This is a genomic window from Sulfuracidifex tepidarius (assembly GCF_008326425.1).
Classification (GTDB): Archaea; Thermoproteota; Thermoprotei_A; order Sulfolobales; family Sulfolobaceae; genus Sulfuracidifex; species Sulfuracidifex tepidarius.
In genome coordinates, this window is record NZ_AP018929.1 from 1,052,093 (window position 1) to 1,076,744 (window position 24,652).

A 24,652-nucleotide genomic window follows, 5' to 3' on the forward strand; every position below is an offset into this window, starting at 1 on the left:
CTTAACTCTATAAAAGTAAAAATCTTTTTTACTTACCACGTCTTAATTACTATTGACTGTTCATGTCTTTACGTTTACCTTGTGAGTTTTCGGTAAAAGAAATACTACCAGCTATAAGATCGTTAATGGCAGAGAAGCTGATAAAGGACTACAATGTATCGGAGTATAGAGCTGCAGCCTTGCTAGGAGTAACTCCTGCTGCTATATCTAACTACATAAAGAGCAAGAGAGGAGGTTCAATGAGGCATATATTGGAATCGGATCCGGAATTTATGAGCCTAATTAACGACGTAAGTAGTTCCTTGTCCTCCTCAGGGAAAAGGGATATATCTTCCATGTACTGCATTTTATGTTCGAGTAGCAAGAGGGTCTTAAGTAGAAACGGTTATACGCTTAGCTCATGCGCTTATGAAATAGAGAAAGAGGATCAGTGAATTATCTTCTTCCTAAGGAGTATCTCAGGTAGAGGTTTGGCCTTGACCCTAACTGGAGTTATGCCCCACCTTCTTAAAGGTATGTTTAGTCTGTCGTAGTCTACGTTGAGGCTCTCTACGCAATTTCCATTCAAATCTGAGATACACGCTTCGGTTATTCTTCCAGAGATGAAGAACGTAGACATTACTGGTCTGTTAGAGAAGTTCTCCAATATGATGAAGATAGACTCATCCTCATATTTGATAAGCAAAGGTATTACGCATGAAGGTTGTATCCTATAAAGGGAGATTGGGTACTTATACCTGCAGTCCAGATTAAGCAAGTTATTCCTCAAGTCCCAAAGCCTCATGACTGGCTTTGCCTGTGCCCATTCGTCACTTTCTATTTTAGTTAAGTTGCTTCCCTCTACTTTTATGACACCGTCGTCTAGGTTAAACCTAGCTGGTGTGGAACTCACTATCGTGATTGATCTAGTGACAGAGAAAGAGGCGAAGTGTGTGACCCCTTCGAATTTTCTACCTTCTATTTCTTGGACGAAGAACGGATTCAAATAATGGATCACGGGATTAAGCATCCCGCTTTCTATCTGCATGCTGGTTCTATCAGGGATTTCGTATTCAATTCTCTTGTCTCTGAGCTCCCCTGGGGCCATCCCTCCTCTCTCCCAAGGGGAAGGATTGAACGTAGACTCACCTTCTTCACATCTAACAAGGTACATTACAATTTCTCTCAAAGATTCAACATCTATTTTGGGGAGTTCCCATGTGATTACTCTCTTCTTCAAAGGAGTCCTTATCTCAGGCTTGCCTGTTCCTGAGCTTATGGAACTTCCGTCTGGTCCATATAGTGTGAAGTTTTCCCCTCCTTCAACCTTAATAGATAGAAGGTTGATCAGTTGGGGTAACTGCTCCAGATCTAAACTAGGGTCTTCTATCTTTGGACCTAAAAAACGTTCTAGCCCGTTGAAAATTTCCATGGAAACCTACCAATCCGACAAATGCCTTCTCTTCATCCCTCTGGACCGGGGGTAATTCTTCATCACTGTAACTTCTCAATCTCCTTTCTTATTAATTCTGCTACTACTTTACCGTCAGCCTTTCCCCTTACTTTTGACATGACTGTTGACATCAAGATGGTGAAAGCCTTATCCTTCTTTTCGACCAGCTCCTTTCTATTCCTTTCGACTTCTTGTCTAATTAGGGATATCAATTGGTCAGTTGAAATTGAAGTATATTTAGATATTACGTCCTGTAGGTTCTTATTTGAAGTAGTGAACTCTATCAATATATCTGCTACTGAGTCCTTGCTTATCCTACCTTCCGACACGTGTTTAACTATAGTTTCAATTACACCTTCATCTACCAAGTTCATGTCTCCTCCTTTGCTTTTCACGTATTTCAGGGTGTTCTCAAGAAGGGTGGCAACGAAAACTGGATTGGCGTTATATTTCTCGGTGAGGTATTCGAAGAGGTCTATTCTAGGGCTCTTCAACATCTGGTTCGCAAGTTCATTGTTCAGCCCTATCTCGATGAAGTGTTTCAGCTTCACTTCTGGAGGTTGAGGTACGTAAAGCTTAGCTTGTTCCATTAAGTCCTCTACCTTCATCGGAGGAATGTCAGTCTCAGGGTACATTCTGGCTGACCCAGGCTGTGGTCTTAAGAACCTTGTCGTTCCGTCTTCCTCAGCTCCCCTGGTTTCCTTTGGCACTCCGATAAGGGCTTGGTTTAACCTGTCCTTTATAGTCTGGACTGCAATATTGAGCTTCTCTTTCTCACCGACTAGGATGACGAAACCATCCCCTTCTTTAACGTCTAGGACTCTCTTCACCTCACTTACTTCGTCAAGCGTGATTCCGTAGTTTGGTAACTCATCTGAATGGAACAGACCTCCGAGCCCAGCTAAGACTCTTACGTAGTCTGCGACTTCGGTTCCGAACCTCCTCCCCGGCATTACATCTCTCCCCATGATCCCCGACATTCTGGGTAGCCTCATGCCTATGACCTTTCCGCGGGACATGCCGTTCCTGACTATCTTGCTTGAAGTGTTAAGGAAGACGTTTGTGAGATCAACTTGTTGTATCTCCTTTATCATGTCTTCAGTAACTCCTCTTGATTTGAGCTCCTGCCTAATATCAAGGAGTGTCTTCTGTCTCCTTACCTCATTTTCTATTATCGTAGAAATCAACTCAAGCCTCTGTACTCCCTTTATTTCGACCTTCGTGCCCCCCATTATGGAAACGTTAAGGTCTTGCCTGATCGTTCCGAGTCCTCTTTTAACCTTTCCCGTCATTCTGAGCAGTTGTCCTATTTCGAGAGCTACCCTCTCTGCCTGTTCAGGACTTTTTATATCTGGAGCTGTAGATATCTCTATTAAAGGAAAGCCAAGTCTATCCAAGTTGTAAACTGTTTCGTTTTTCCCCTCTTCTACCTTCCTTGCAGCGTCCTCTTCAACCGCAATGGTCTGAATTCCTACTTTGCCTTCTTTATCCTCTATGAAACCACCCAAGGATACAATCGCAGTCCTCTGGAACCCTGATGTGTTAGAACCATCTATGACAATTTTCCTCATCACGTATATCTCGTCTACTGGAGTTGCGTGGAGAGATATTGCCATCCCAAGCGCTATTTTTACAGCCTCTGGATCCATTTCATGAGGTGGTTCTTCATCGCATTCCACCAGACACGAAGACGCGTCTGGAACATGGTAAAGGTACGTCTTCCCCTTTCTCCATTCGAAGAGCGCTGCAACGTCAACGTCTCCCATCTCGCTCGTAACTGGTCTGAGCTTTCTCGTTAAAGTTACCTTGTATTCATCGCTCATGATTGAGGGACAACTGCAAAATAACTTCCTGTGGGTCTCCAGCTGTTGATGAATTTCCAAGCCTATCTTAATACCTAGATCACTCATAATACCACCTTGGGAATAGCTGTTCGTTATGCCTATCATTGAACTCTCCAACCATGTTAGTTAACATTAACTTCTTCACCCCTTCAACGTCATCAGCGTGGGCTAATGACCACATCAGCTTAACCAATGCAGTCTCAGGGAGCATGTCTCCCAGTGGTACCACCCCAGCTTCAAGTAGCTTTCTGCCCGTAGTATAAACGTTCATGTTAACCCTGCCAAACAAGCACTGTGATGTCATTCCCACGAAAATCCCGTCTTTAGTGAACTCCCTAAAGACGGTCTCGAATTCCTCTGATGTGTGCCCTAATCCTGTTCCCGCCAAGACTATTCCCCTTGTCTTATCCTTTATCGCTTCCAGTATTAACGGATTCATTCCAGGGTAATAGTAAAGTAAGAAAACCCTGGGGTCAAACTTGCTGTCCATTCTGTTCTCTTTACCTCTTGGAACGAAGTCCTTCCTCAGCATTTTGACTGTATTTTCGGTCCACATTACTTTAGCTAAAGGAACGTCGTTTATACTTTGGAAAGCGTCCCTTCTGCTAGTATGCATCTTCCTTACCTTTACTCCTCTATGGGCTATTGTGTATGTATCAGAGCTCTCCCCGTGCATTAAGACTGCAACTTCTGCGAAAGGTGACTCTTTGGCCAAGATGACTGACGAGTAAAGGTTTATGCTAGAATCACTGCTGGGTCTGTCACTGCTTCTCTGTGATCCTACTAAAACCACTGGTCCCGTCATCTCAGAGAAAGAGAAAGCGATGGCGCTAGCAGTATAGCTCATTGTATCAGTACCGTGAGCTATTACAACTCCTCTAGCTCCCTTGTCTAATGACTCTTTGACTTTCTCTGCTATCTTGGTCCAGTAATCAGGCTTCATGTTCTCGCTTAGTATTGTGAAAAGTATCTCAGCATCTATGTCTGCAATGTCCTTTATCTGCGGCAAGTATTCTAAGATCTCATCGGTAGACAAAGCAGGCCTAACTGCACCTGTCTCATATTCTACCTTAGAGACTATCGTTCCTCCAGTGCTTATTATTTTGACCTCTCCTTTACTCCCAGTGCTCTGAGGTTTTCTGGTATCTTCGGCCTTTCTCTTCGATAGAAGAGACAAATCAGCTCCAGTAGCCTTGAGCCCAACGTTGTAACCGTTGTCCATCTTTACTACTATGATGTCCTCATCTCTAGAGAAACTCGGGAAGAGGATCCCTTCTACTTCAAGGCTATCCTTCTTTATTCTTATCCTATCCCCTATTTCTATCCCTTTAGAGGCTAGGAATGAAGCCAGTTTTCCTCTGTAACCTTCTAACACGGTGATAAATAAATAAAAAGAGAGTTAAATCTTTGGTTCAGAAAAGCCAGTTACCTCCTTTTCTTGTTTGAGTTAGAGGGCTGTTGCCCATTAGCCCTTTTAGTGAACTCCATTTTGTTTCTCATTCTAGGAGACTCCTTATGCTTTTCTTTCGCTTCTACTTTAGGAGTTTGGCTCCTTACCTTTCCGGCCTTAGTTAACGAACCATGAGATGGCATTTAACTTAACACCACTTTTATCTAATCAAAAATTTAAACTTAAAAGTTTTCTAGAGCATAGACCTTTATGAAAGTTTACTTAGTAGAACATGCCATAGGCTCGTTTGCCTTTGACGAGAATGGACAGCTTAAGGACTTCGTGGTTAATTCCAAGGATATAGGAAAGATCATTTCAATTCTCAATGACAACGAGAAGGGAATTCCCTTCCCCTCTTCAGTAGAGCTCCTGAAAAAGCTCAACCCTTCCGAGGTAATAGTTGAAAACGAAGCAGAAATTCCTCAACTTCAAGGAATGGGATATAGAACGACGTTTAAGCCTCATCACCTTGGAGCCAAAGAGTTCAGGGAATCCATGGTAAAATATGCGTTAGAGTCCAAGTTCGCAGAGAAGGAGGAGGAGGTCTACTCTTTCCTTTATCAGCTTTCAATGGAGTACACCAGGAGCAAACTAAGGGGTGCGTCGCAGAGGAGAGATTTGTTAGCGATTCAAGCGATCAGGGCTATAGACGATATTGACAAGACAATTAATCTGTTTTCAGAGAGGCTGAGGGAATGGTACAGCTTACATTTCCCTGAGTTAGATAGGTTAATAGAAGATCATCTTCAATATTCTAAGATCATCTCCACTTTAGGGTACAGAGACAACATAACCCTAGAAGGGCTAAAGGAAATAGGACTTAATGAATCTAAGGCTTCAAAGGTATACGAAGCAGCAAAGAAGAGCATAGGAGCTGATATATCTGATGATGATTTGAAGGCAATAAAGATGCTTTCGGACAACATTCTAGAAAAGTACAAGATTAGGGATAACTTGGCTAACTACCTTGAGGAAGTTATGGGAGAGGTAGCTCCTAACATCAACGCGTTGGTTGGAGCAACGTTAGGAGCAAGGCTTCTGAGCATAGCCGGCAGTCTTCAGGAGCTAGCTAAGATGCCCGCAAGTACAATCCAAGTTTTAGGCGCAGAAAAAGCCTTATTCAGAGCTTTGCGTAGCGGAAGTAGACCACCTAAACACGGTGTGATATTTCAGTACCAAAGCATTCATATGTCTCCCAGATGGCAGAGAGGAAAGATAGCAAGAGCGTTAGCTGCGAAGCTCGCCATAGCATCGAGGATAGACGCGTTCAGCGGTAGATACGTTGGAAATCAGCTTGTTGAGTCCCTAAACAAGAGAATAGAGGAAATAAAAACGAAATATGCTCAACCTCCAGCCAGACCAGCAAAGGAACAGGACGTGGAAAGGGCACAAAGGGGAGAGATGAGAGAGAAGAGAGGAGGAGAGAAAGGAAGATGGAAGAAAGGCAGAAAGGACGAAAAATACAGAGGAGGAAATAAGGGTAAATGGAAGAGAAATAAAAAGGGCGGAAAGAACAAAGAGAAATAAAAAGGGCGGAAAGAACAAAGTAAAAGTATGGAAAAAGATAGGTGGTTACATTGTCAGAAGTGTTTGAAGTGAAAGAAACTAAAATGGAAAATGTTTTCCAGTGTCTGTTTAATGATGGCTCAGAGAGGCTCTGCACAAAGAATATGGCAGTAGGTTCTAACGTTTACGGGGAGAGGTTGGTCAAGTATCAAGGTGTTGAATACAGGGAATGGAACGCTTTTCGCAGTAAGCTAGCAGGGGCAATTATGAAAGGTCTGAAGGAGAACCCTGTAAAGAAGGGCATAAAAGTGCTTTATCTAGGGGCAGCATCAGGGACTACCCCTAGTCATATTTCAGATATAATTGAAGAGAAAGGTAAGGTATACAGCGTTGAGTTCTCCCCCAGAGTAGTAAGGGAGTTGATACTCGTTGCCCAGAAGAGACCTAACATGTTCCCGATACTTGCTGACGCAAGGTTTCCGCAGAACTACAGAAGTCTCGTAGAGGACGCTGATGTGTTATACGTTGACATAGCCCAACCGAATCAGACTGATATAGCGGTATATAATGCCGAGTTCTTCCTGAAGCACAAAGGATATATGCTTCTAGCCATAAAAGCGAGAAGCATTGACGTGACTAAGGATCCCAAGGAAATATACAAAACAGAATTGGAGAAGATTGAAAAGGCAGGATTTGTTGCAGAGCAGGTAATAAACCTAGATCCTTACGATAAAGATCATTCTATGTTTATAGCCAAGTATGAGAGATAGCCTTGATAGACAAAATTTTTGATCTGGGCTTTAAAGACATCTTCAATTCCCTTCCTAAGGAGTTTGTAACTATAACAGATGCAGTAAAGGGGAAGAACACAATTCTATTGGGTAACGGTATACCTCACACTATGAAGGAAAGCGAAGTAACTGCTTTATCGTCTAAAATACCGGTTTACATGTGGTCCATGGTAAAAATACCGTTTTTGGTTGTTAAAACTACTAATGTAGGTGAATACTTAGTTTCTGGTTCAGAGTGGCAGAAAAAGGCAATTTCAATATTAGTAGGAAGAGAAACAGATTTTTTGTCAACAGTAGATGTTGAAGAACTTATAAGGGGGTATAAATCTATAATATTTATAAGTTTAACTAACTCATTAATCCATTTAGATGAAGAATAGAGGAGATCAGCCTTGACGTTTGACCTTCAAGATATATTAGAACTATTAGCTAGCAGAGACTATAAGTTTAGCGTTATAACTTACCCAGACACAAACAGAAGGTCGATAGACATAGTAGTGGAAGGTAGAAATAGAAAGTTCTTACTGAGAGTCCCTTCAGAGAGGGCTGGGAAGGATGAACTTAAGGATCTGAAGAAGATAGCTTCAGCTACAGACTCCACAGCCATGATCGTAACCGAGGACGCTGAGGACGACATAGTAAATAGAATAGATAGAGTTTACGGCGTCTCCCCGTATGCCTTAGAGAGGGCATTAGAAGGAGAAAAATTGTATATCTATAAGACTAGAGGAGGAATTTTCATTAAAATTAAACACGACTTATTGAAGGAAAAAAGGGAGGAAATGGGTATAAGCATAGGAGAGCTAGCTAAGTCTCTAGGAGTGTCGAGACAAGCTATTTACGATTATGAAAAAGGAGATTCAGATGTGACAGTTGAAGTGGCTGAGAAAATGCTAGAAATTTTCGGTGATGACATAATAGGGAATGTTTTCGATGAGATTTGCCATCACGAACTGCAAGATGACGACGTTAGTACTCATGATAATACGAAAGCTAAGATATCAATATCTTTGAGGAAGAAAGGATTTAACGTAATAAACCTGAAACTCGCACCTGCTGACGTTATAGCGACAACCGACAAGAAAAGGTTGATCATATCAATAGAACCTAAGGATAGCAACAAAGCATTCAAGAAATTTTATGACGCAAAGAAACTGACACTCCACGTAAATGGGGAGCTAGTAGTACTGACTAAAACTAGCAAGGTTTTAGCTGAAAGCAGGCTAGAAGGATTCAAAACTACCTCCAATGTAGAGCTAGACGATGTCATTGATGAAGAAGATTGAAATAAAGGAAGGTAAGGCTGTGCTTCACATACCTGATCCGAAAGAGTACACAGTTGACGGTAAGTTCGACCCCGCATGGTCTCCAGTATTTTATAATCCTAGGATGAAACTGAATCGAGACATAAGCGTCGCTGTAGCTAAGGTATTTTCTCCCAAGACCGTGATTGACGCTTTCTCAGCTTCAGGTGTGAGGGGAATAAGATATGCTCTCGAGTCAGGCGTAGGACATATCATATTTAATGATGTAGATAAAAACGCAGTCGATCTCATAAAGGAAAACATTGAGCTGAACTCCATACCTTCGTATGAAATCTACAACATGGAAGCTAATGCTCTCTTAGATGTTAAGAGAGGGGTGTTTATAGATATAGACCCTTTTGGTTCTCCATCTCCTTTCATCCAAGCATCCATGAGGTCTACTGGCAGACGTGGCTTGATAGGTTTCACGGCTACGGATCTCTCTCCTCTGGAGGGTAGTTCTCCCAAGGCATGTATGAGGAAATATGGAGCAACAAACAAAAGGAAGCTGAGCTTCTCCAAGGAGGTTGGAATAAGGATACTTATAGGCAGAATAGCTAAGGACGCTGCAGTAGAGGAGAAAGGGATTTTCCCCGTTCTTAGTTTCTATCACGGTCACTTTTTCAGAGTCTTCGTGAGGGTAGAGGAAGGAGCCACAAAGGCAGACAATTCTCTTGAGAAGATGGGTTTTGTTGCAGAGTGTGAGAGGTGCGGTTACCATAAATTCTCCTCAGACCCGTGCGATCTAAGGAGGTGTGACTACTGCGGTTGCGAAATGAACGTGGCTGGTCCACTTTGGTTAGGCCAACTTCAAGATAAAAGCTTGCTCCAGCAACTTCATCTTGAAGGCGAGGCAGAGAAAATAGTATCTAAGATGAGAGCTGAAGCTACAGCCCCACCTTTCTATTACTCATTAGATAAACTCTCGTCTAGATTGAGGTTGAGTGCCGTTCCATCAACTAGCGATATAGTTGAGTGTACGTCTGGATTTTATACACATTTCGACCCTAAAGGTATCAAAACAGACCTGAGCTTTGAAAAAGTAATAGAATGTATTAAAAAATTTGTAAGGTAATGAATTAATACCAAATGACTAGCTTAAGCTCCCCCTATATTGGTAAGCATCCAACCGGATAACTTACCACATGTAGAAGGGGAGATATGTGTTCCATCTCCACATTTGGAAAGAAGGCCACATCTCATACAAGGTATCTCGTTTACGGTCTCTAGCTTAACGTATAATTTCACTTCACTGTTTCTCAAAGGAAATAACTTGATTACGTTTTTCCCATTCTCCTTAATTGCCTTCTTAGCAATCACTTTTCTTTCTATTAACTTTTTAACTATGACTGCTACATCCCTAGCTGGTATACCTACAGCTCTGGCAAGTTCCTGCTGAGAAATTCCCTTTTCTCCAGTCTCCTTTATCTTCATCCTTACAAGCTCCTCATAATTTGAGAAATCTGAGCCCATCTTAATCACTTATGCCCAAAACTAATATTTGTCAATTCTGGCTTATTTACTTTTGGTTAAATGTGAGAAGTTTTTTATCACCTTTTTATATCTTCACTTCAATGTCAAAGTTCCCTATGATATCTTTATATCTGTTTCTGATTGTAACTTCGGTTATTTTCAATGCATCAGCTATCTCCTTTTGAGTTCTCTTCTTGTCCATCAATGTACTCATGAGATAAACTGCTGCAGCGCTTAGAGCCAAGTATCCTTTTCCGCTCGTCATTCCTTCATCATACATCTTTTCAACTAATTGTGACGCCTTAGTTGCAACTGGCTGAGGAAGATTAAGCGAACTATTTATTTTAGGTATGTACTCATTTGGTTTTATTTTAGGTCTAAGTTCAGGAGACGTCTGTTTGATATTTTGGATCTTCTTGAGAGCCTTCCAGAATTCATTTCTATCCACTGAAAACTTAGCTTTGAACTCTTGAAGATGTTGAGGAATCTTATTTATTTCACACGAATAATAAAGAGCAGCGATGACGAGTACGTTTTTATCTATTCTATTGGTCGCTTTCTCTTTCACAAGTTTCCTTATTATAGTAGCTGCGGTGCTCCTAACGTAATCTGGAAGCCCCATTTTGGCGCTTTGTTGGTTCAATATGGAAAGCAACGTTACGAGTTTCTTGTCACCGTTTGAAACTCTGGTCTTATCTTGAGTCCTTTTCAACGATAATGACTTTCGTTTGTCTTTATATGAGACACCAATGGTAGTTGTTAGCCCTTGGTCATGTATGTTATTTGATAGCGGAGACCCAGTCCTTTCCTTGCTCATTCTGTCCTTCTGATTGTAAGCCCTCCACTCCGGTCCTACGTCCACTATTCTCTCTTCTGGAACGTAACCGCAGTTTACACAGACTACCTGATTCCTGACTGTATCATATATTACTGAGTCTTCTCCGCATACAGGACACTTCATCTTCTCCTCCCCCTCAAAGGTAATTCGATATACAGCCTATCGCCTTGGTTAATCTCATTGACCTGGAGCACTAATGCGTAAGGCTCGCTTACATTTCCTATTACATCTAAAATTTTACCTATCCTATCCCCTTTGTCATTTACTAATGCTTTCCCTATAATATTGAGCCTGGTATAATCATAGCTATTCTTTAATTTTACAATAGATTTGTTCCTTTCTAACTTATTATACAAACCATTTGTTTCAATAAGCTTTTCACGTGTCACATTTACTCTTGTGCTGTAAGTACGTTTATATATATACAAAATAATACCAACGTTATTTAGGTCGGTGTAAGAAATGAGTTTACGTTAGAGTTCCGATAGTTTCATAGAATATGGGAAGAATTATTAGTAAGTGTTCTTTTTAAATGATAGTTGTGGAATTCCCCTATCAATCAAGAGAACGGTCTAACTAGTTATATAAAAACATCATGTATCACATTTTAGAGAAATAGCTATTTATACAAAGAAGGATAATTATGCCCTATAACATGTCTTCACTTCCGAAGGCCGAAGAGGACGAAATTTCCCTCAAGAGATCTCAGCTAAGGGATGAGATAACAAAGCTAAAAGAAGAAAGAGTTAAGTTAGTGAAACAATTTGATTCGTTAAGAGACAGGAGAACCGAACTTATAGAAAAAGTAAAACAACTAAGGACACAGATAGAAACAGTCAGAGGGGAGTTCAAGGTAAAATTAGATCAACTTAACAAGTTGAAAGAAAAGAAAGATTCTGTTTTTAAAGAAATTCAGGGTATGAGAAAACAGCTGGATGAGGCCAAGAAATCCTCTACCCAGCAACAGCCTGGTCTCAGACCAGAAGTCCTGAGAAGAAGAATTAAGGAATTAGAGTGGAGAGTTGAGACTTCCTCTCTTCCTTTAGATGAGGAAAAAAGAATAATTCAGAAGATAGCAGAGCTTGAGAAGAAATTAGCAGAAGTAAAGAAAACGGTTAAAGTTAGAGAGAAAGGTACAGTAAGCAGGGCAGAATACTTAGCAAAAAAGGTAGAGTTGTCCGCTGTCAAGGAAGACATTTCAAAGGTTGTGGCAGAACTAAACGAGAAAAAGAGAATCCTGTCCTCTTTGAAAGAGGAGCGTGATAAGATCTCGAAGGAAATTGACGACATAAACAAAAAGATGGACGAAGTATCTAACTCAATAAAACAACTTAATCAGCAAATAACTGAAAAATATAACGAACTAGACTCATACAATGCTAAGAGTAGACGCATGGCAGAGCAGTCTAGACAAGAGAACATTACTAGAATGGGAGAAAACGAGAAGGAGATCTTAGAGAAGAAGAGGAAGGATGTAGAGGAGAAGTTAAAGCAAAAGAAGAGACTTACGTTCGAAGAACTTTATATACTTTACGGGGATGTAGATAGGAACAATGGCAAAGATAATAGTAATATACATTGACATAGATGACGATTTAGGAGAGATAGGTATAGAAACTCCTGTAATAGGAGAGAATGCAGTAAAAAGTGCCATAGAAACTGCCTCGGAGTACATGGTCTACGACTCTGATTTCAATTCCATGGTTGCAGCTTATAACACGTATAAGCGATTGAAGAAACAGGGGGAAGACGTAGAAATAGTTTTTATAGCGGGTTCTAAGAAGAGCGAGTTAGAGGCACAACTGGCTTTCTCTACCAAAATAGACGATGTTATAGAGAAGATTCGTCCAACAGAAGCCATAGTAGTGTATGATAGCCCAGAGGACGCCAAAGCCATCCCGATAGTACAGTCGAGGTTAAAGGTCTCAGCTATTCAACAAGTAATAGTAGAGCAACACAGAGGGGTAGAAGAGACCTATATGTTGATAGGCAGATACCTGAAAAGAGCTTTTTCTGAAGAAAAATTTTCAAGAATATTCCTCGGCGTCCCAGGTCTGATTTTCGTATTAGTTGGAATTTTCTCCCTACTTAACCTATCGTATTATATAGGTCCAGTAATTTTGGCTACTATAGGCGTAGCAATGATCATAAGAGGCCTCAGGATAGATGAGGAAATAGAGAAATGGTGGGAGAACTCAGTCATCATGGTCATAACTTCGGTCATTTCTATAATATCTGCGATAATAGGAGTGGTGAGCTTAGATCTAGAGATACAAAGCGTGAAGATTTCTACATTTAGTCAAGGTTTAGACTTAGTTTTGGGTACTTTGCTACCTTACTTCACTTTCGCTATAGTAGTTCTCTTTAGCGGAAAAGCCATATCAAAGGCGATCTCCAGAGACATAAGAGTCTGGCACGACCTCATCAAAGTAGTCTCAACTATATTTATGTATTATATTATCTTTGATTTCCTAGACGAAATAGGAAGGAATCAGTTCCTTGGAACCGAGACATTATTTACTCTTGTAGTATCTTCAGCAGTCATAATTTCATCTTACATAGCACTTAGTTTCGTAGAAAGATATAAAATCACTAAAACATGAGAGAAATAAAATTTGAATTTCTATTTAAGCAGTTTCTCTTTCACTTCAAGAGGTAAGTCGTCAACTTTAACTATTGTTGCGTTCCTAGGAGGCTTCTCTTTCCTTGAATTAAGGAGTATGTACTTCTCAGGTGAGTTATAGTCCTTGGATTTAAACGATCTAGCTTTCACATAAAATTTAGTTTCTTTTTCATTAGTACCTTTTTTTACTTCTATATAGATAATTTTATCGTGCTTGAGCATAGCAACCAAACTTATGATCGAAGAAGTCTCTTTAATTTTTATGTATTTGCTAATAGACGCAGGCGGAACATCAACAAAGGCTTTTCTACATGATGGAGGAGGCATCATATCACAGTACAGAGGCCCTCCAGGGAGTGTTGCAACTGTAGGACTGGAGAGATCAGTCGAATCGATAGAGGAAGTTATAAGACATTATGGGGGCAGAAGGTTCGATGCAATTGCGATAGCCCTAGCTGGTACTGACGTACAGGAAAACCTACGTAAGGCCAGAACGGTTCTAAGAAGCAGGCTGAGAAAGTATGCACCCAAAATCAACGTGGAACATGACGCCCACGTGGTACTTCTTTCAAATGCGGACATGGGATGTTCCGCGATCTTAGGTACAGGGAGCATAGTTTACTGCTTTGATGGGAAAAGGAGAGTAATAAGAGGCGATAGAGGGTGGTTAGTCGGAGACCCATGCTCAGGTTTCTATTTCGGAAGGGAGTATTTAAGGGCAATCCTATATCAGTTTCAGGGAATGAAGAGGAGAAGTTGTATGTTATTGAACTCAGGCTTTAGAAATGAGGACGAACTTGTTAAGTTCCTTTATGAAAACTCGTGCAATCAGGACAAGATAGCTGCATTCTCAAGTAAATTGTTTTCGTGCATAGATAAAGACGAACAGGCCAAGTATATTCTTTACAAGGGACTAAATCAAGAATGGGAAGCTATTAAGTCCGCCTTAAAGTCTTCTGGGCAGAATTCTCTATACTATTTCGGAGGACTTCTAGCATCAGCTACCTTTGAGAGTAGTTTCGTAGATTTTATTACAAAGAAAGCCAGAGAATACAGAATAGATGTAAAAATTAAGAAAAGTAATGAAATAATCGATGGCCTTTTAAGGTTGTTACAATTCTAACTCTTCTTCCTCTTCTACTGCACTTATGCATTCAAGCTCGTTAAGTTTCTCGAATATCCTTTTCACCGCCTTGTAAACTTCGTCCTCTCTCTTCGCCCCGGTTATTACCATTTTACCACTGCTGAATATCAAGAGAACGACTTTTGGTTCGTCCATTCTAAATATTAAACCAGGGAACTGTTCAGGCTCGTACATATTATTTTCAAGGAGAAATGCAGCCTTATCTAAGTTGACATGCACATGAAGGTTAGCAGACGCTACGATGTTCTGTATCTGTATTTTAGGTTTTCCAATTATCCTTATGCTATACCTTCTCAGGGTTCTAATTATTCGCTTAACAGCCTTAATCAATTCGTCTGTGCTCTTAGCACCAGTTACCACCATTTTCCCCGACTTGAAAATTAAGGACGTTACCTTGGGTTGTTCCAGCCTGAATATTAAACCAGGGAACTGATCTGGATCATATTCTATGTTGGGAATGCTCCTCTCCATTGCGTATAGATCTAAGTTTTGATCTAAGGTGACAGTGGCAACTATGTTCTCTATGTTAATTACGGCTTTGTACTGGACGTTTGAATCTGCTATTATAACCACCTTTTTATATATTGAGCATAGACCTTTATAAACCCCTATTTAAATAAGGATCTTCCTTAAAAGCTTCAATTCGGGGAACTCCATTATACCCTCTCCTTCGATTATAACGTAAGGCCTCGCATTCTCGAGCGAACCGTGATTCCTTATAAGCGGGCTCATGTAGCCAGAATGAAGTATGGTGACATCGTTTCCGGCTTGGTAAGTTCCAACTGAAGGTAAAACTATTATGTTCGAAGAGGAGTCTTTTACTGGAACTTTAAGGAAAACTTGGAACCTCTTTACATAGCCTATTTTGTCCCTAACCGATAACCTTGGGTGTTCGTGGCCTAGGATGTAAGTCATTCCGTCACTCTTCTCAACGTTCTTGTGACCATGAGTGATAACTACGTCGTTGAGTTTCATATCCTCTAAAAGTTCCACGTTGTCGAACTTCTCCGTGACTAAAGAGATGAAATTATCGTGATTTCCTTTCACCACTTTGACCTCTATGCCGTCGTCTCTAGTCCTTTTGAAGATCTCCGAGAGTTCTTCATTCTCCTGTCTCGTAAGTTTTTCGAAGCTATGTTTGAAGTCTCCGTTGATTATGATCTTCTTTACCTTGAAAGTGTTTATGCTCTTCTCGTATATTGAGAGGAACCTCTTTTTCTGCACTTTCGGTATATATATTCCCTTTCTTGCCATATCTTGTTCGTAACCTATATGAACGTCAGACATCACTACTGCGTCGATTTCTTTAAGATACACCACTGGCAGATCACTCTCTATGAACAAGGACTTGGCAATCTCTATCATCTAGGACAACCTTTAGACGAGGTAGTCGTAACAATAGATATGGGAGAACTTTACTTTATAGGTATGGGTCTTTCTAGGTCGTTAATGACTAACAAGGCGCTGGACATTATAAGGAAAGCTGATGTGATAATATACGATACTTACACATCGTTTTCTTGTGATATATCACCCGACTACGTGAGGTCTCTTACGTCAGGTAAGGTAATTGAGGCGAATAGGGACCTTCTAGAGAACAGAAGCGCAGAAGTCATAAGTCTAGCTAAGGAAAAAGCAGTGGTTGTAGCTACGGTTGGTGACCCAATGATAGCTACGACACATGTTTCAATGGCTATTGAAGCCAGAAAAGCGGGAGTAAAGGTGTCTGTAGTTCCGGGTGTCTCAGTTCATTGTTACCTCATCTCAAAGTCAATGTTATCTTCGTATAAGTTTGGTAAATCAGTGACGATAGTCTATCCCAGCTACGGTATAATGGATACTGCGCCTTACTCTGTAATAAAATCCAATAGATCTCTAGATATACATACAATTTTATATTTAGATATAAGAGAGGGTAAATTTATGACTCCCAACGAAGCTGTGTCGTTGCTCTTACAAATGGAGGACATGAGAAAAGAGAACGTGATAAAGGAAGACGATGTGATAGTAGTGGGATCCAGATTAGGATGTGAAGACGAGGCTGTAGTGAGCCTGAGCTTAAGCGAGGCTAAAAAATACGATTTCGGCAAACCCCCACACATACTCATATTTCCTTCTAACTTACATTATATGGAGGCTGATGCTTTGAAATGGATGACAACGAAATAAGGTCCCGCGCTTTGAAGTATATCAGCGGGATGAAGGAAAGACTATCAAAAATAGGCGACACGGGGTCCTTTAATAAAGTGATCGAGTTAGCTAGGCAGTACACTGAAGATGCAGAGTATTATCTAGAAAAGGGAGACTTGGCTACCTCACTTGTAGACGTAGTATATGCTGAAGGTTTATTGGACTCTATAAATTTCTTGACAGGAAAGGATGAATCCGAGGTCTCTAAGAAAGTTTTCGTAGGTGGAACCTTCGACATATTACACCCGGGTCACGTAGAGTTCCTTAAGGAAGCTTCGAAATACGGTCGTGTTTTTGTGTCGGTTGCCAGGGACGATAATTCAGAGAAGGTGAAAGGAAGAAAGCCAATTAATGATGAGAACACACGTCTGGCCGTCATAAAAGGTATACGTTACGTCCATGATGCTTTCCTCGGTGACAGCAAGGATTTCCTTAAGAGCGTTGAGAGGGTAAACCCTGATATAATCTTCCTGGGTCCAGACCAAAGAGTGAACGAGGAGGAGCTAAAGAAGTCTCTTAAGGAGAGAGGAATAAATGTGGAGGTGATCAGGCTAAAAGAGAGAGTCAACAAATGGACTCACTCGAGTTCTAGCCAGATAATCAAGGAAATAGTTTCTAGATATTGTGACGATCCAAATAAAACTGAGGGAAAAGGAGGAAGTTAATATTCACGGATAGTTTTTACAAAAGAAAAGAAGAAAAGATCTAAGTGATTCGGTGAAGGTAAAGCTTCGCATCTTGTCATGTCATTACTATCACTTCTACGTCGTCTCCGTCCTTTAAATTAAGCTTCTCTCTTAAAGAGAACGGAGAAATCAGCTCGATGACGCTCTTAGGGTGCACTGTCCTAAGCGGTATTACTATTGCCGCAGGACCTATACCATTTACAGTAGCAGGGAACATCTTGACTGCCCCGAGAACTCTGTCCTCGAATTTGTGCTCAGGTATCAATATGCCGCTGTTTGCATCTAGTATTATCCTATTTTCCACGGAGCTCTTATCATAAAGATTAAGGTTTAATGTTCCAGGGTACGGCACGAAGCCCATTCTCCTTGAGATTTCCTCCTCATAATACTTTATTGACAAGAAAATCTTTCCTTCTCCGAGCCCAGATACTACTTTACCCTTAAACCTGAGTTCCCTCTTAGTCTCTATTGCTTCTTTGATCATCTCTAAACACCGTAGAAGTAACGTTTCCCCCTCATTGGTGAGGCTTATGATCGCACCGTTCTTAGTCTCTGATTTGTTGATCAACCTCATTTCTTCTAATTCGTTAAGCTTTCTCGATACCGATTGTTGTGATATGTCGAGTAACTTAGATAACTCTAGCTGCGTTATACATTCCTTATCCTTTGAGAAAGAAATAATCTTAGCTAGCGTACAAGCTATATCAATTTCTTTAGAGTTCATTCCTCAGTACAACCTTTTTCAGCTTCTTTATATTCTCCGTTGATATCATCTTCTGTGTCCTTTGTAGACCAGTCCCATTTTTGGTTCCATGCATTGCCTATCTGAATTGGTCTATCTAACTGACTTAGAAGTACTATTCTGCTAGGTGCGTGTTCTGAAAGTATGTGATATCCAGTAGCTTTCTCAAGTTTTTTGGAGAACTCCCTTATCTCTTGGTGTCTGGGCATCGCATCGCGGGAAAGCCTATACGTAGAAGGACCTACATGCATGTAAGCTTTTGCCTCTATGTAAGTAGGCCTAGAGATATCGATCAACTTGGAAAACTGCTCTATGTCTTTATCTGACATATTCATACCCTTGATTAAAGTTAACCTCAGAACCGTTGGGCTGCTGAAACTGGGTAACATCTGTAAGGTTCTCATAACTAGATTCCATGAGTTAGGAACTACGGCTCTGTTTATGATCTTGTGTTTCATTTCGTTTGGGGCTTGAAGAGATACGAAAAGTTGAGTTGGCTCCTCTTCAAGGGATGCGAGCACGTCTGGCCTCACTCCACTAGTTACTAGAAACGTAGTCATGCCCCTCCTGTGATATTCCTTTATCAAGTCTCCAAGTTTTTCATACAAGGTAGGTTCGCCGGTTAGGCTTATTGCAACATGTTTAGGACTAGATGCATCCTTCACTCTTTCTGGTCTAACTCCTTCTCTTCCGTAATATCCTGACACAGCTCTTCTATGCTCTTCTATGCTCCTCTCAGCGATGAACTCTGGATCGTCGAAACCTTGCATTTTGGTGTCGTCCCAGTCTAACCCTATATCCTCTGGTTCTAATCTCCAACAATGTACACACCTAAACCAACACCATGCAGCAACGGGAGTCATTTGTACGCATCTGTGACTCTCAATCCCGTAGAATTTACCCTTATAGCATGACCTACCTGTTACTAAATATTCGTGAGTCCAGTGACACTTCTTGTATGCACTATGACCTCCGATTATGTGATATTTTTCCTTTTCTAATTCTTTGAAGATTTTACTCATAACATCTATTTTGAGCTCTCCTTGTTCCAAGAGTATCAATGAAAGTTCTCAGCTTGCGGTAAAAAACCTGCTCATGCTATCAAGTCATGAAGACCTGTCAACTGTTCTATGAATCTGGAAATGCCTAGGAGGAAAGTGTCGCTAAGGTATCTTCCCATGATTTGCATACCTACTGGCAAGCGTGAGGCGAAACCAACTGGTAACGATATTGCGGGTATTGCGGTTAAATTGGCTAAAACAGTGTTTAGGTCTATGGCGTACATCTTTACAGGATCATCTATTACTTCCCCTATTTTTGGAGGAAGCACTGGCATTGTGGGAGAGATTAACACGTCGTATTTAGAGAACAGAGAATCCATGTTCTTCTTTATTAGGTTCCTCGCTTTCAATGCCCTAATATAGTATTGATCATAATACCCGGCACTCAATATGAAACTACCTAGAAGTATTCTCCTTTTCACCTCCAAGCCGAAGCCTTCACCTCGGTTCTTAGAGAAGGTCTCTTTCCAATTTCCCTCGTTGTATTTTGAAAAACCGTATCTGACCCCGTCAAATCTAGCTAGGTTTGAGCTGGCCTCAGACATAGCTATGACATAATAGGACGGCAAAGCTAATTCAACGTTCTTCAACTCGGTCTCCTCTACCACTGCTCCCTCGTCACTCATCTTGTTTGTGATGTTCCTGAATATGGAAACAATCTCCTTATCTGAAGACTCCATTATGTTACTTATCACTCCTACTCTTAGTCCCTTTAACGGAATAACAGTGGGTTTGTCCTCTGCGGAATAGCTTATGGTTGTAGCATCCCTGGGATCTTCTCCTGCTATTATGGAAAAAAGCATAGAGAGGTATTCTGAGTTCCCAGCTATCGGACCTATTTGTTCTAAGCTATTAGCATAAGCTACCAGACCGAATCTACTGACAGTACCATAAGAAGGCTTGAGCCCATACGCTCCATTAAATGACGCTGGAGCCCTTATGGATCCTCCCGTATCGCTCCCTAGGGCCAGGCTAACATATCCCGCTGCTATCGAAGCTGCGCTTCCGCCAGAAGACCCGCCTGGAGTTCTTTCCAGATCCCATGGGTTTCTCGTAGGGCCGAAGTAACTAGTTTCTGTAGTTGAGCCCATGGCGAACTCGTCCATGTTAGTTTTCCCAATTATGACTGCACCTTCCTTCAAGACCTTGTTTATCACAGTAGCGTTATATGGAGGTACATAGTCCTCAAGCATCTTCGAAGCGCAAGTAGTCCTTATTCCTGCGGTGGATATGTTGTCCTTAACAGCAAGGAGAACTCCTGCTAACTTCCCCCCTTGGTTTCTCCTTTCTTTTACCTCTTGAAGTACTTCTTCTTCTTTCCTCAATGTGATGAATGCCTTTATGCCGCTGTCCTTCTTTTTGATCAAATCAAAAGTCTTGCTTACATATTCGTCTGGATCTATTTCTCCTTTTAGGAATTTGGAGGTAAGGCTCACGTTATTCACCGTAAGTTCTAGGACCTACTATGTATCCGTTTTCCTTTCTCTTAACGTTCTTGAGCGCCTCATCTCTATCTAGCCCTTTAGAAGGCTCGTCTTTTCTCAGCTTCCCCGTAGGAAGGGGATGGAAGAGGGGTTCTATGTTGTCCAAGTCAGCTTCATTAATTTTGTCAAAGAACTCAAGTATTTGCTTTACGTCCTTTTTCACTCTCTCTTTCTCTTCCTCGTTTAAAGTGATCAGCGCAAGTCTCTCTAGTTTTCCTATTAGATCGTCATTTACCTCGATTTTCATGAGACACACTTGACATCATCCAATTAATATATTCTTCTAGTCCATTTTCGATATCGAAGGAGAGAACTTCAGGTACTTGGTAGGGATGTATTCGCTTCACTTCATCTATGATCATTTCCTCCATGTCTTTTATAGTTTTAATTAGGAGCAAAAGTTCAGAATCCTTCTGTAACTTTCCTTGCCAGAAGTAAAACGATGTTATTTTAGGGATTACGTTAACGCAAGCTGCGAACTTTCTCTCTACTAGGTGTCTAGCTATTTTCTCAGCATCTTCTTCAGAAGACACAGTTGAAATGAGTAGTATACCTTTGCTCATAGGTACACATAAAAAGAAGAGGAATATAAGGAGTCCTAGTGCTGTTGCGGGAAATCATAGAGAAATGTGATCTCCCTGGACTCAGGGAATCTTTATTCTTAGGCATTGCGGAGGCGCAAGAGCTAGGAAAGGAGTTCATAGGGGTGACCTTAAGCGATGGTAAAGGTCTGATCTTTAAGGTAAACCCATTTGATGAAACAGTTTACTCCCTTTTTCTTATGTCTACAGACAATATAGACGGTCTTCCAAGGATAGGTGTATTCAAAAATAAAGAGGATATTACCTATTTTATATACGAAATTAATAATTACGGCGATTTCTTTAAGACATTATCTGAGTCTGTTTCAGCAGTTTACGTTGAAGTGATAGGAGGTGATCTTGAAGACTTTCTGTATAGAGCAGAAGGTGGATAAGGCAACTTTCAATGACCTAGTTAAATTCTCCAGATTTTTAGGCAAGTCTGGGTCTTGTTACCAATTCGCTATAGATTCTGAGAGAGCCATTCAAAATAGAGTCAAGCCAGACGATATATTTTCCTTGCTGGATGAACTGGGAATTCCATTGATGGAACAGGATAGGTCAAAAATATTAGAAAGTATTTATCCATACGATGCTGAATTTTTAATACATGGTGATAAATTATTATTAAAACCTCACGTTTATTTAGCGGATATATTTAAGGGTAGAGTTTCATCTCGTGCTATCTTTTACGATAGGTACTCGAAGGTTTTTGTAGTTAAACCTTCCATGTACTTTGCGATCAAGAGGCTTCTGGAAGAGAACGGATTAGTTGTGAAGGAGATAGATTTACCACATAACATAAAAGTCGATTTCACGGGACAACTTAGGGCCTATCAAGTCGAAGCAATAGATACTTGGAAGAACAAGGGAATGAGAGGGGTAATCTCACTGCCTACGGGGAGCGGAAAGACCGTGATAGGAGTAGCAGCGGTAGCAGAAGCTAAAGTACCAACCCTAGTAGTCTCCTTCACGAAAGAGCAACTCTTGCAATGGAAAGATGCTATGCTTAACTTCTCTACAGTAAGGGACGTTGGACTATTTTACTCCAAGGAAAAGAGGATAGAGGATGTAACAATAACTACATACCAGACTGCTTTCCGTCATATCAAGGAGATTTGGAACAAATTCGGTCTGCTGATAATAGATGAAGCACACCATTTACCTGCAGATAAGTTTAGAATCATAGCGGAGAACTGCCTGACTCAATACAAGCTCGGTCTGTCAGCAACCCCCTATAGGGAGGATGGAAGGCACGAATTTCTCTTTTCTATGATGGGAGGGGTCGTCTATTCCAAGGAAGCCTCAGAACTCATAGCCAAAGGGTACCTTGCACCGTATGAGTTAATTCAGGTTAAGGTAGACCTGATGCCTTTAGAAAAGAAGAAGTACTTTGAATTGCTAAAGAGGTTCAGAACTTTCTCTAAGGGAAGGTCAGTGATGGATCTTATAAAGAACGTAAAGAAGGGAGACCCTAACGCTGTGAATGCCATGAAGATATACTCTGAGCTAAAGAAAGTAGTGAACTTATCCGAAAATAAATTGAAGAAGGTTCAGGAAATAATAGAAGAGAACCGCGATAAGAAGATCCTGGTTTTCACCCAATACGTGGATCAGGCCGAGAGGATAGCCCGAAACTGTAACGCTTCACTTCTAACAGGTAAAACACCTCATAAAGAGAGAGAAGATACTATAAAGAACTTCAAGTCTTCTCCATCAGGGGTTCTCGTTTTGACTACGGTAGGCGACGAGGGATTAGACATACCCGACGCTAATGTCGGAATAATAGTTGCAGGAACTAGCTCTAGGAGGCAATTCATCCAACGCCTAGGTAGGTTACTTAGGTCCAGCGAAGGGAAGAAGGCATTACTTTACGAGGTAATCGTGAAAGGAACCTCTGAGGAATATCAGTCGAGGAAAAGGAAGAGTGTTGACATCTTAGATTCTCTAGACGATTAAGGTAAAGGGATATAGTAAAATAAAGAATAGCCGAAAGCCCTAATCAATATGTCGTCAGCGAAAATTTCCACGCTTTTAGTTAATCTGTTAATCCCCGCAATAAGATGGCCCTCACTCAGAAGGATTTCTATTAAGTCATCATGCTTATCTTCATTTATCGTGACCTCCTTTCCATCCATGAGACTTTTCAAGGTGTAGGCAGAGTGCACGTTAGGTGATTTAACCTCAACGTTAAGTTTGATTTTCCTTTGATTTTCACTATGTCTTAGATTGACCTTTAGTCTCTCCGAGACCTCTATCCCATCGACCCAAGCTAGTGTGTCTATTCTTTCGTCACAGTTCTTTCCTATCACTGTTAAAGGTGGGACTGTAATGTTCCTTCCTTCACTTTTGATCACTGAGGGTAAGGTGACAATTATGTCACCTGTTCTTAACTCATTATAATGCCCGACCCTACATATCGATAAGTTGTTATCTACATAAGGCATTTATATCATCTTATATGACTATCAATAAATGTTTGAACCTTGTAAGGTCTGATAAGTGATGTGAAACCAGGCTGATGAAAATGAGATGGTTAAAGAAAAGGGAAATAGTGGCTTACTACTTACTCTTCTCTAGGTTTAGACTTCAAGATTTCTCCTTTATTGAAGCTATGACAATTCTCTATCCTTACTTCTCAAAAAAAGTGAGTAGGAATATCATACTATACCTTAGAAAGATAGGACTTATTCAACCCACTAGGGGATCACTGTATAGGCTTGTCGACTTCGGTGAGTTCGTTTTGTTAGATGTAGGTTATGATTATTTAAAGAGGAGGTCTACTCTTCGTCGTAGAACTCAATAGTTATTTTTACCTTAACTTCTTGCTTGCTCATTGGAGGAAGGTTATTTCCGAAGTCTACGGCTAGGTTTATTGGATTTCCCATAGAATCTGAGAACCTGACGTCAGCAATGTAATGTGGCTGGGGCTTTTCACTTAAGCTCTTCATTAGGTCGTTGTAGAGCTTTGAAAGAGCCATCTGAAGTGCTATTGGGCTGGAAAAGTCCTCAGGTTTAAGGGAAAGTGCCTGAAGGTTTCCCATTACTTGTCCTACCTTAGCTTTACCATCAAATTCTACCTTAAAAGTAGGTTGACTCATACTCATCTAAAAATATCAATCGTTACAACCATATTAAGTGTAGTGGTCTTCTAAAGAAAACGCCGTCTAAAAAACTAGCTGAGCTTATTGTTGTTATGCCTTTTTCCTTATTCCTATTTCTATGGTAGATACCCTAGATTGCCTGCCGTCTTGGCTCGTAACAACTTGGCTGCCTATCTTGATCTCTCTGACCTCTATTTTGTCTGGGAGGAATCTGTTCCTTACTATCTCTACTGTATCAACAGCCTTGCTGATAGCTCTTCCTCTTGCCTTTATTACGATCTCGCTAACACCCTGGTTTAAAAGAGTCAGGGCTGCCAAGACGTAGTTCATTACGGGTTTCTTACCTATTAATACTACATTACTTGGAGTTGGAGCTGCGCTACTCATTTGTGTTTCACC

32 protein-coding genes are annotated in these 24,652 nt (G+C 40.8%); 14 read left to right on the plus strand and 18 right to left on the minus strand.

Going from position 1 to position 24,652, the window contains the following annotated elements; genetic code table 11:
- The first annotated feature begins 62 nt into the window (after window positions 1-62).
- The gene (locus IC007_RS04955; protein WP_054845532.1) at window positions 63-434 is read left to right on the plus strand and encodes a transcriptional regulator; all 372 of its coding nucleotides are present in this window, start codon (window positions 63-65) and stop codon (window positions 432-434) included.
- Here the strand turns inward: IC007_RS04955 and IC007_RS04960 are convergent.
- The 4 genes from IC007_RS04960 to IC007_RS04975 form a co-directional block, all read right to left on the minus strand.
- Complete coding sequence (locus tag IC007_RS04960) at window positions 428-1,411, minus strand: hypothetical protein (RefSeq protein WP_054845533.1); 984 nt, start codon at window positions 1,409-1,411, stop codon at window positions 428-430. The genes IC007_RS04955 and IC007_RS04960 overlap by 7 nt on opposite strands.
- A 62-nt stretch (window positions 1,412-1,473) precedes the next feature.
- On the minus strand, window positions 1,474-3,342 hold the full coding sequence (gatE, locus tag IC007_RS04965) for a Glu-tRNA(Gln) amidotransferase subunit GatE (RefSeq protein WP_054845732.1): 1,869 nt from the start codon (window positions 3,340-3,342) through the stop codon (window positions 1,474-1,476).
- Window positions 3,335-4,651, minus strand: a complete 1,317-nt coding sequence (gene gatD, locus IC007_RS04970) for a Glu-tRNA(Gln) amidotransferase subunit GatD (protein ID WP_054845534.1) — start codon at window positions 4,649-4,651, stop codon at window positions 3,335-3,337. Before gatD ends, gatE begins: the two co-directional genes overlap by 8 nt.
- A gap of 50 nt (window positions 4,652-4,701) precedes the next feature.
- Entirely contained in the window at window positions 4,702-4,869 is a 168-nt protein-coding gene (locus tag IC007_RS04975; RefSeq protein ID WP_054845535.1) for a 30S ribosomal protein S30e, read from the minus strand.
- 67 nt (window positions 4,870-4,936) lie between these two features.
- Here IC007_RS04975 and IC007_RS04980 point away from each other — a divergent pair, with 67 nt between their 5' ends.
- From IC007_RS04980 to IC007_RS05000, 5 genes are read left to right on the plus strand one after another with little or no spacing between them, the layout of a single operon-like run.
- The gene (locus IC007_RS04980; RefSeq protein ID WP_054845536.1) at window positions 4,937-6,253 is read left to right on the plus strand and encodes a C/D box methylation guide ribonucleoprotein complex aNOP56 subunit; all 1,317 of its coding nucleotides are present in this window, start codon (window positions 4,937-4,939) and stop codon (window positions 6,251-6,253) included.
- A 50-nt stretch (window positions 6,254-6,303) separates the two neighbouring features.
- Window positions 6,304-7,002 carry a fibrillarin-like rRNA/tRNA 2'-O-methyltransferase gene (locus tag IC007_RS04985; RefSeq protein WP_054845537.1) on the plus strand — a complete coding sequence of 233 codons (699 nt, stop codon included), beginning with the start codon at window positions 6,304-6,306 and terminating at the stop codon, window positions 7,000-7,002.
- 2 nt (window positions 7,003-7,004) lie between these two features.
- Complete coding sequence (locus IC007_RS04990; protein ID WP_054845538.1) at window positions 7,005-7,403, plus strand: DUF61 family protein; 399 nt, start codon at window positions 7,005-7,007, stop codon at window positions 7,401-7,403.
- Window positions 7,404-7,415: 12 nt separating this feature from the next.
- Window positions 7,416-8,309 (plus strand): helix-turn-helix domain-containing protein, encoded by an 894-nt coding sequence (locus IC007_RS04995; protein ID WP_054845539.1) that lies wholly within the window; start codon window positions 7,416-7,418, stop codon window positions 8,307-8,309.
- Entirely contained in the window at window positions 8,296-9,402 is a 1,107-nt protein-coding gene (locus IC007_RS05000) for a tRNA (guanine(10)-N(2))-dimethyltransferase (protein ID WP_084739681.1), read from the plus strand. The genes IC007_RS04995 and IC007_RS05000 overlap by 14 nt, the downstream gene beginning before the upstream one ends.
- Before the next feature lie 23 nt (window positions 9,403-9,425).
- Here the strand turns inward: IC007_RS05000 and IC007_RS05005 are convergent, their stop codons facing one another.
- The 3 genes from IC007_RS05005 to IC007_RS05015 all read right to left on the minus strand — a co-directional run bounded on the left by IC007_RS05005 (window position 9,426) and on the right by IC007_RS05015 (window position 11,027).
- Window positions 9,426-9,800 carry a winged helix-turn-helix transcriptional regulator gene (locus IC007_RS05005; RefSeq protein ID WP_054845541.1) on the minus strand — a complete coding sequence of 125 codons (375 nt, stop codon included), beginning with the start codon at window positions 9,798-9,800 and terminating at the stop codon, window positions 9,426-9,428.
- A gap of 85 nt (window positions 9,801-9,885) precedes the next feature.
- A complete protein-coding gene (locus tag IC007_RS05010) occupies window positions 9,886-10,761 on the minus strand; it encodes a transcription initiation factor IIB (protein WP_054845542.1) in 876 nt (291 codons plus the stop codon).
- The gene (locus IC007_RS05015) at window positions 10,758-11,027 is read right to left on the minus strand and encodes a PRC-barrel domain-containing protein (RefSeq protein ID WP_162204980.1); all 270 of its coding nucleotides are present in this window, start codon (window positions 11,025-11,027) and stop codon (window positions 10,758-10,760) included. The genes IC007_RS05010 and IC007_RS05015 overlap by 4 nt, the downstream gene beginning before the upstream one ends.
- Before the next feature lie 266 nt (window positions 11,028-11,293).
- On the opposite strand from IC007_RS05015, the gene IC007_RS05020 reads away from it, so the two are divergent.
- Window positions 11,294-12,220 (plus strand): coiled-coil protein, encoded by a 927-nt coding sequence (locus tag IC007_RS05020; RefSeq protein ID WP_149528451.1) that lies wholly within the window; start codon window positions 11,294-11,296, stop codon window positions 12,218-12,220.
- A complete protein-coding gene (locus IC007_RS05025) occupies window positions 12,192-13,241 on the plus strand; it encodes a DUF373 family protein (protein ID WP_149528452.1) in 1,050 nt (349 codons plus the stop codon). Before IC007_RS05020 ends, IC007_RS05025 begins: the two co-directional genes overlap by 29 nt.
- A 20-nt stretch (window positions 13,242-13,261) precedes the next feature.
- On the opposite strand, the gene IC007_RS05030 is transcribed toward IC007_RS05025, so the two are convergent.
- Complete coding sequence (locus IC007_RS05030) at window positions 13,262-13,591, minus strand: DUF5622 domain-containing protein (protein WP_306308659.1); 330 nt, start codon at window positions 13,589-13,591, stop codon at window positions 13,262-13,264.
- Between IC007_RS05030 and IC007_RS05035 the strand changes: the two genes are divergently transcribed.
- On the plus strand, window positions 13,497-14,384 hold the full coding sequence (locus IC007_RS05035) for an N-acetylglucosamine kinase (RefSeq protein ID WP_084739661.1): 888 nt from the start codon (window positions 13,497-13,499) through the stop codon (window positions 14,382-14,384). The two genes, IC007_RS05030 and IC007_RS05035, sit on opposite strands and share 95 nt — an antisense overlap.
- Here IC007_RS05035 and IC007_RS05040 read toward each other — a convergent pair.
- Window positions 14,373-14,930: a TATA-box-binding protein gene (locus tag IC007_RS05040; protein ID WP_256202538.1), complete on the minus strand. Its 558-nt coding sequence runs from the start codon at window positions 14,928-14,930 to the stop codon at window positions 14,373-14,375. The two genes, IC007_RS05035 and IC007_RS05040, sit on opposite strands and share 12 nt — an antisense overlap.
- Window positions 14,931-15,017: 87 nt before the next feature.
- Window positions 15,018-15,770, minus strand: coding sequence for a metallophosphoesterase (locus IC007_RS05045; RefSeq protein WP_054845547.1), 753 nt, complete (start codon window positions 15,768-15,770; stop codon window positions 15,018-15,020).
- Between the two features lie 39 nt (window positions 15,771-15,809).
- Here IC007_RS05045 and dph5 point away from each other — a divergent pair, with 39 nt between their 5' ends.
- Window positions 15,810-16,574 (plus strand): diphthine synthase, encoded by a 765-nt coding sequence (gene dph5 / locus IC007_RS05050; RefSeq protein WP_054845548.1) that lies wholly within the window; start codon window positions 15,810-15,812, stop codon window positions 16,572-16,574.
- Window positions 16,556-17,260 carry a DUF357 domain-containing protein gene (locus IC007_RS05055; RefSeq protein ID WP_054845549.1) on the plus strand — a complete coding sequence of 235 codons (705 nt, stop codon included), beginning with the start codon at window positions 16,556-16,558 and terminating at the stop codon, window positions 17,258-17,260. The genes dph5 and IC007_RS05055 overlap by 19 nt, the downstream gene beginning before the upstream one ends.
- A gap of 76 nt (window positions 17,261-17,336) precedes the next feature.
- Here IC007_RS05055 and IC007_RS05060 read toward each other — a convergent pair whose 3' ends face one another.
- The 5 genes from IC007_RS05060 to cutA form a co-directional block, all read right to left on the minus strand.
- Window positions 17,337-18,005 carry a DUF120 domain-containing protein gene (locus tag IC007_RS05060; RefSeq protein WP_084739663.1) on the minus strand — a complete coding sequence of 223 codons (669 nt, stop codon included), beginning with the start codon at window positions 18,003-18,005 and terminating at the stop codon, window positions 17,337-17,339.
- On the minus strand, window positions 18,002-19,045 hold the full coding sequence (gene twy1 / locus IC007_RS05065; RefSeq protein ID WP_054845736.1) for a 4-demethylwyosine synthase TYW1: 1,044 nt from the start codon (window positions 19,043-19,045) through the stop codon (window positions 18,002-18,004). Before twy1 ends, IC007_RS05060 begins: the two co-directional genes overlap by 4 nt.
- A gap of 71 nt (window positions 19,046-19,116) precedes the next feature.
- Window positions 19,117-20,520, minus strand: a complete 1,404-nt coding sequence (gene gatA, locus IC007_RS05070) for an Asp-tRNA(Asn)/Glu-tRNA(Gln) amidotransferase subunit GatA (protein WP_054845737.1) — start codon at window positions 20,518-20,520, stop codon at window positions 19,117-19,119.
- A gap of 1 nt (window position 20,521) precedes the next feature.
- The gene (gene gatC, locus IC007_RS05075; RefSeq protein WP_054845550.1) at window positions 20,522-20,815 is read right to left on the minus strand and encodes an Asp-tRNA(Asn) amidotransferase subunit GatC; all 294 of its coding nucleotides are present in this window, start codon (window positions 20,813-20,815) and stop codon (window positions 20,522-20,524) included.
- Window positions 20,796-21,131 carry a divalent-cation tolerance protein CutA gene (gene cutA, locus IC007_RS05080; protein ID WP_054845551.1) on the minus strand — a complete coding sequence of 112 codons (336 nt, stop codon included), beginning with the start codon at window positions 21,129-21,131 and terminating at the stop codon, window positions 20,796-20,798. The genes gatC and cutA overlap by 20 nt, the downstream gene beginning before the upstream one ends.
- A 44-nt stretch (window positions 21,132-21,175) precedes the next feature.
- Between cutA and IC007_RS05085 the strand changes: the two genes are divergently transcribed.
- Window positions 21,176-21,544: a hypothetical protein gene (locus IC007_RS05085; protein WP_149528453.1), complete on the plus strand. Its 369-nt coding sequence runs from the start codon at window positions 21,176-21,178 to the stop codon at window positions 21,542-21,544.
- Window positions 21,504-23,108: a DEAD/DEAH box helicase gene (locus tag IC007_RS05090; protein ID WP_054845553.1), complete on the plus strand. Its 1,605-nt coding sequence runs from the start codon at window positions 21,504-21,506 to the stop codon at window positions 23,106-23,108. Before IC007_RS05085 ends, IC007_RS05090 begins: the two co-directional genes overlap by 41 nt.
- On the opposite strand, the gene IC007_RS05095 is transcribed toward IC007_RS05090, so the two are convergent.
- Window positions 23,105-23,596 (minus strand): hypothetical protein, encoded by a 492-nt coding sequence (locus IC007_RS05095; protein ID WP_054845554.1) that lies wholly within the window; start codon window positions 23,594-23,596, stop codon window positions 23,105-23,107. The two genes, IC007_RS05090 and IC007_RS05095, sit on opposite strands and share 4 nt — an antisense overlap.
- Window positions 23,597-23,676: 80 nt before the next feature.
- Between IC007_RS05095 and IC007_RS05100 the strand changes: the two genes are divergently transcribed.
- A complete protein-coding gene (locus tag IC007_RS05100; RefSeq protein WP_232049027.1) occupies window positions 23,677-23,955 on the plus strand; it encodes a hypothetical protein in 279 nt (92 codons plus the stop codon).
- Here the strand turns inward: IC007_RS05100 and IC007_RS05105 are convergent.
- The gene (locus IC007_RS05105) at window positions 23,930-24,250 is read right to left on the minus strand and encodes a hypothetical protein (RefSeq protein WP_054845738.1); all 321 of its coding nucleotides are present in this window, start codon (window positions 24,248-24,250) and stop codon (window positions 23,930-23,932) included. The genes IC007_RS05100 and IC007_RS05105 overlap by 26 nt on opposite strands.
- 93 nt (window positions 24,251-24,343) lie before the next feature.
- Window positions 24,344-24,640: a DNA-binding protein Alba gene (gene albA / locus IC007_RS05110; protein ID WP_054845556.1), complete on the minus strand. Its 297-nt coding sequence runs from the start codon at window positions 24,638-24,640 to the stop codon at window positions 24,344-24,346.
- Between the last annotated feature and the right edge of the window lie 12 nt (window positions 24,641-24,652).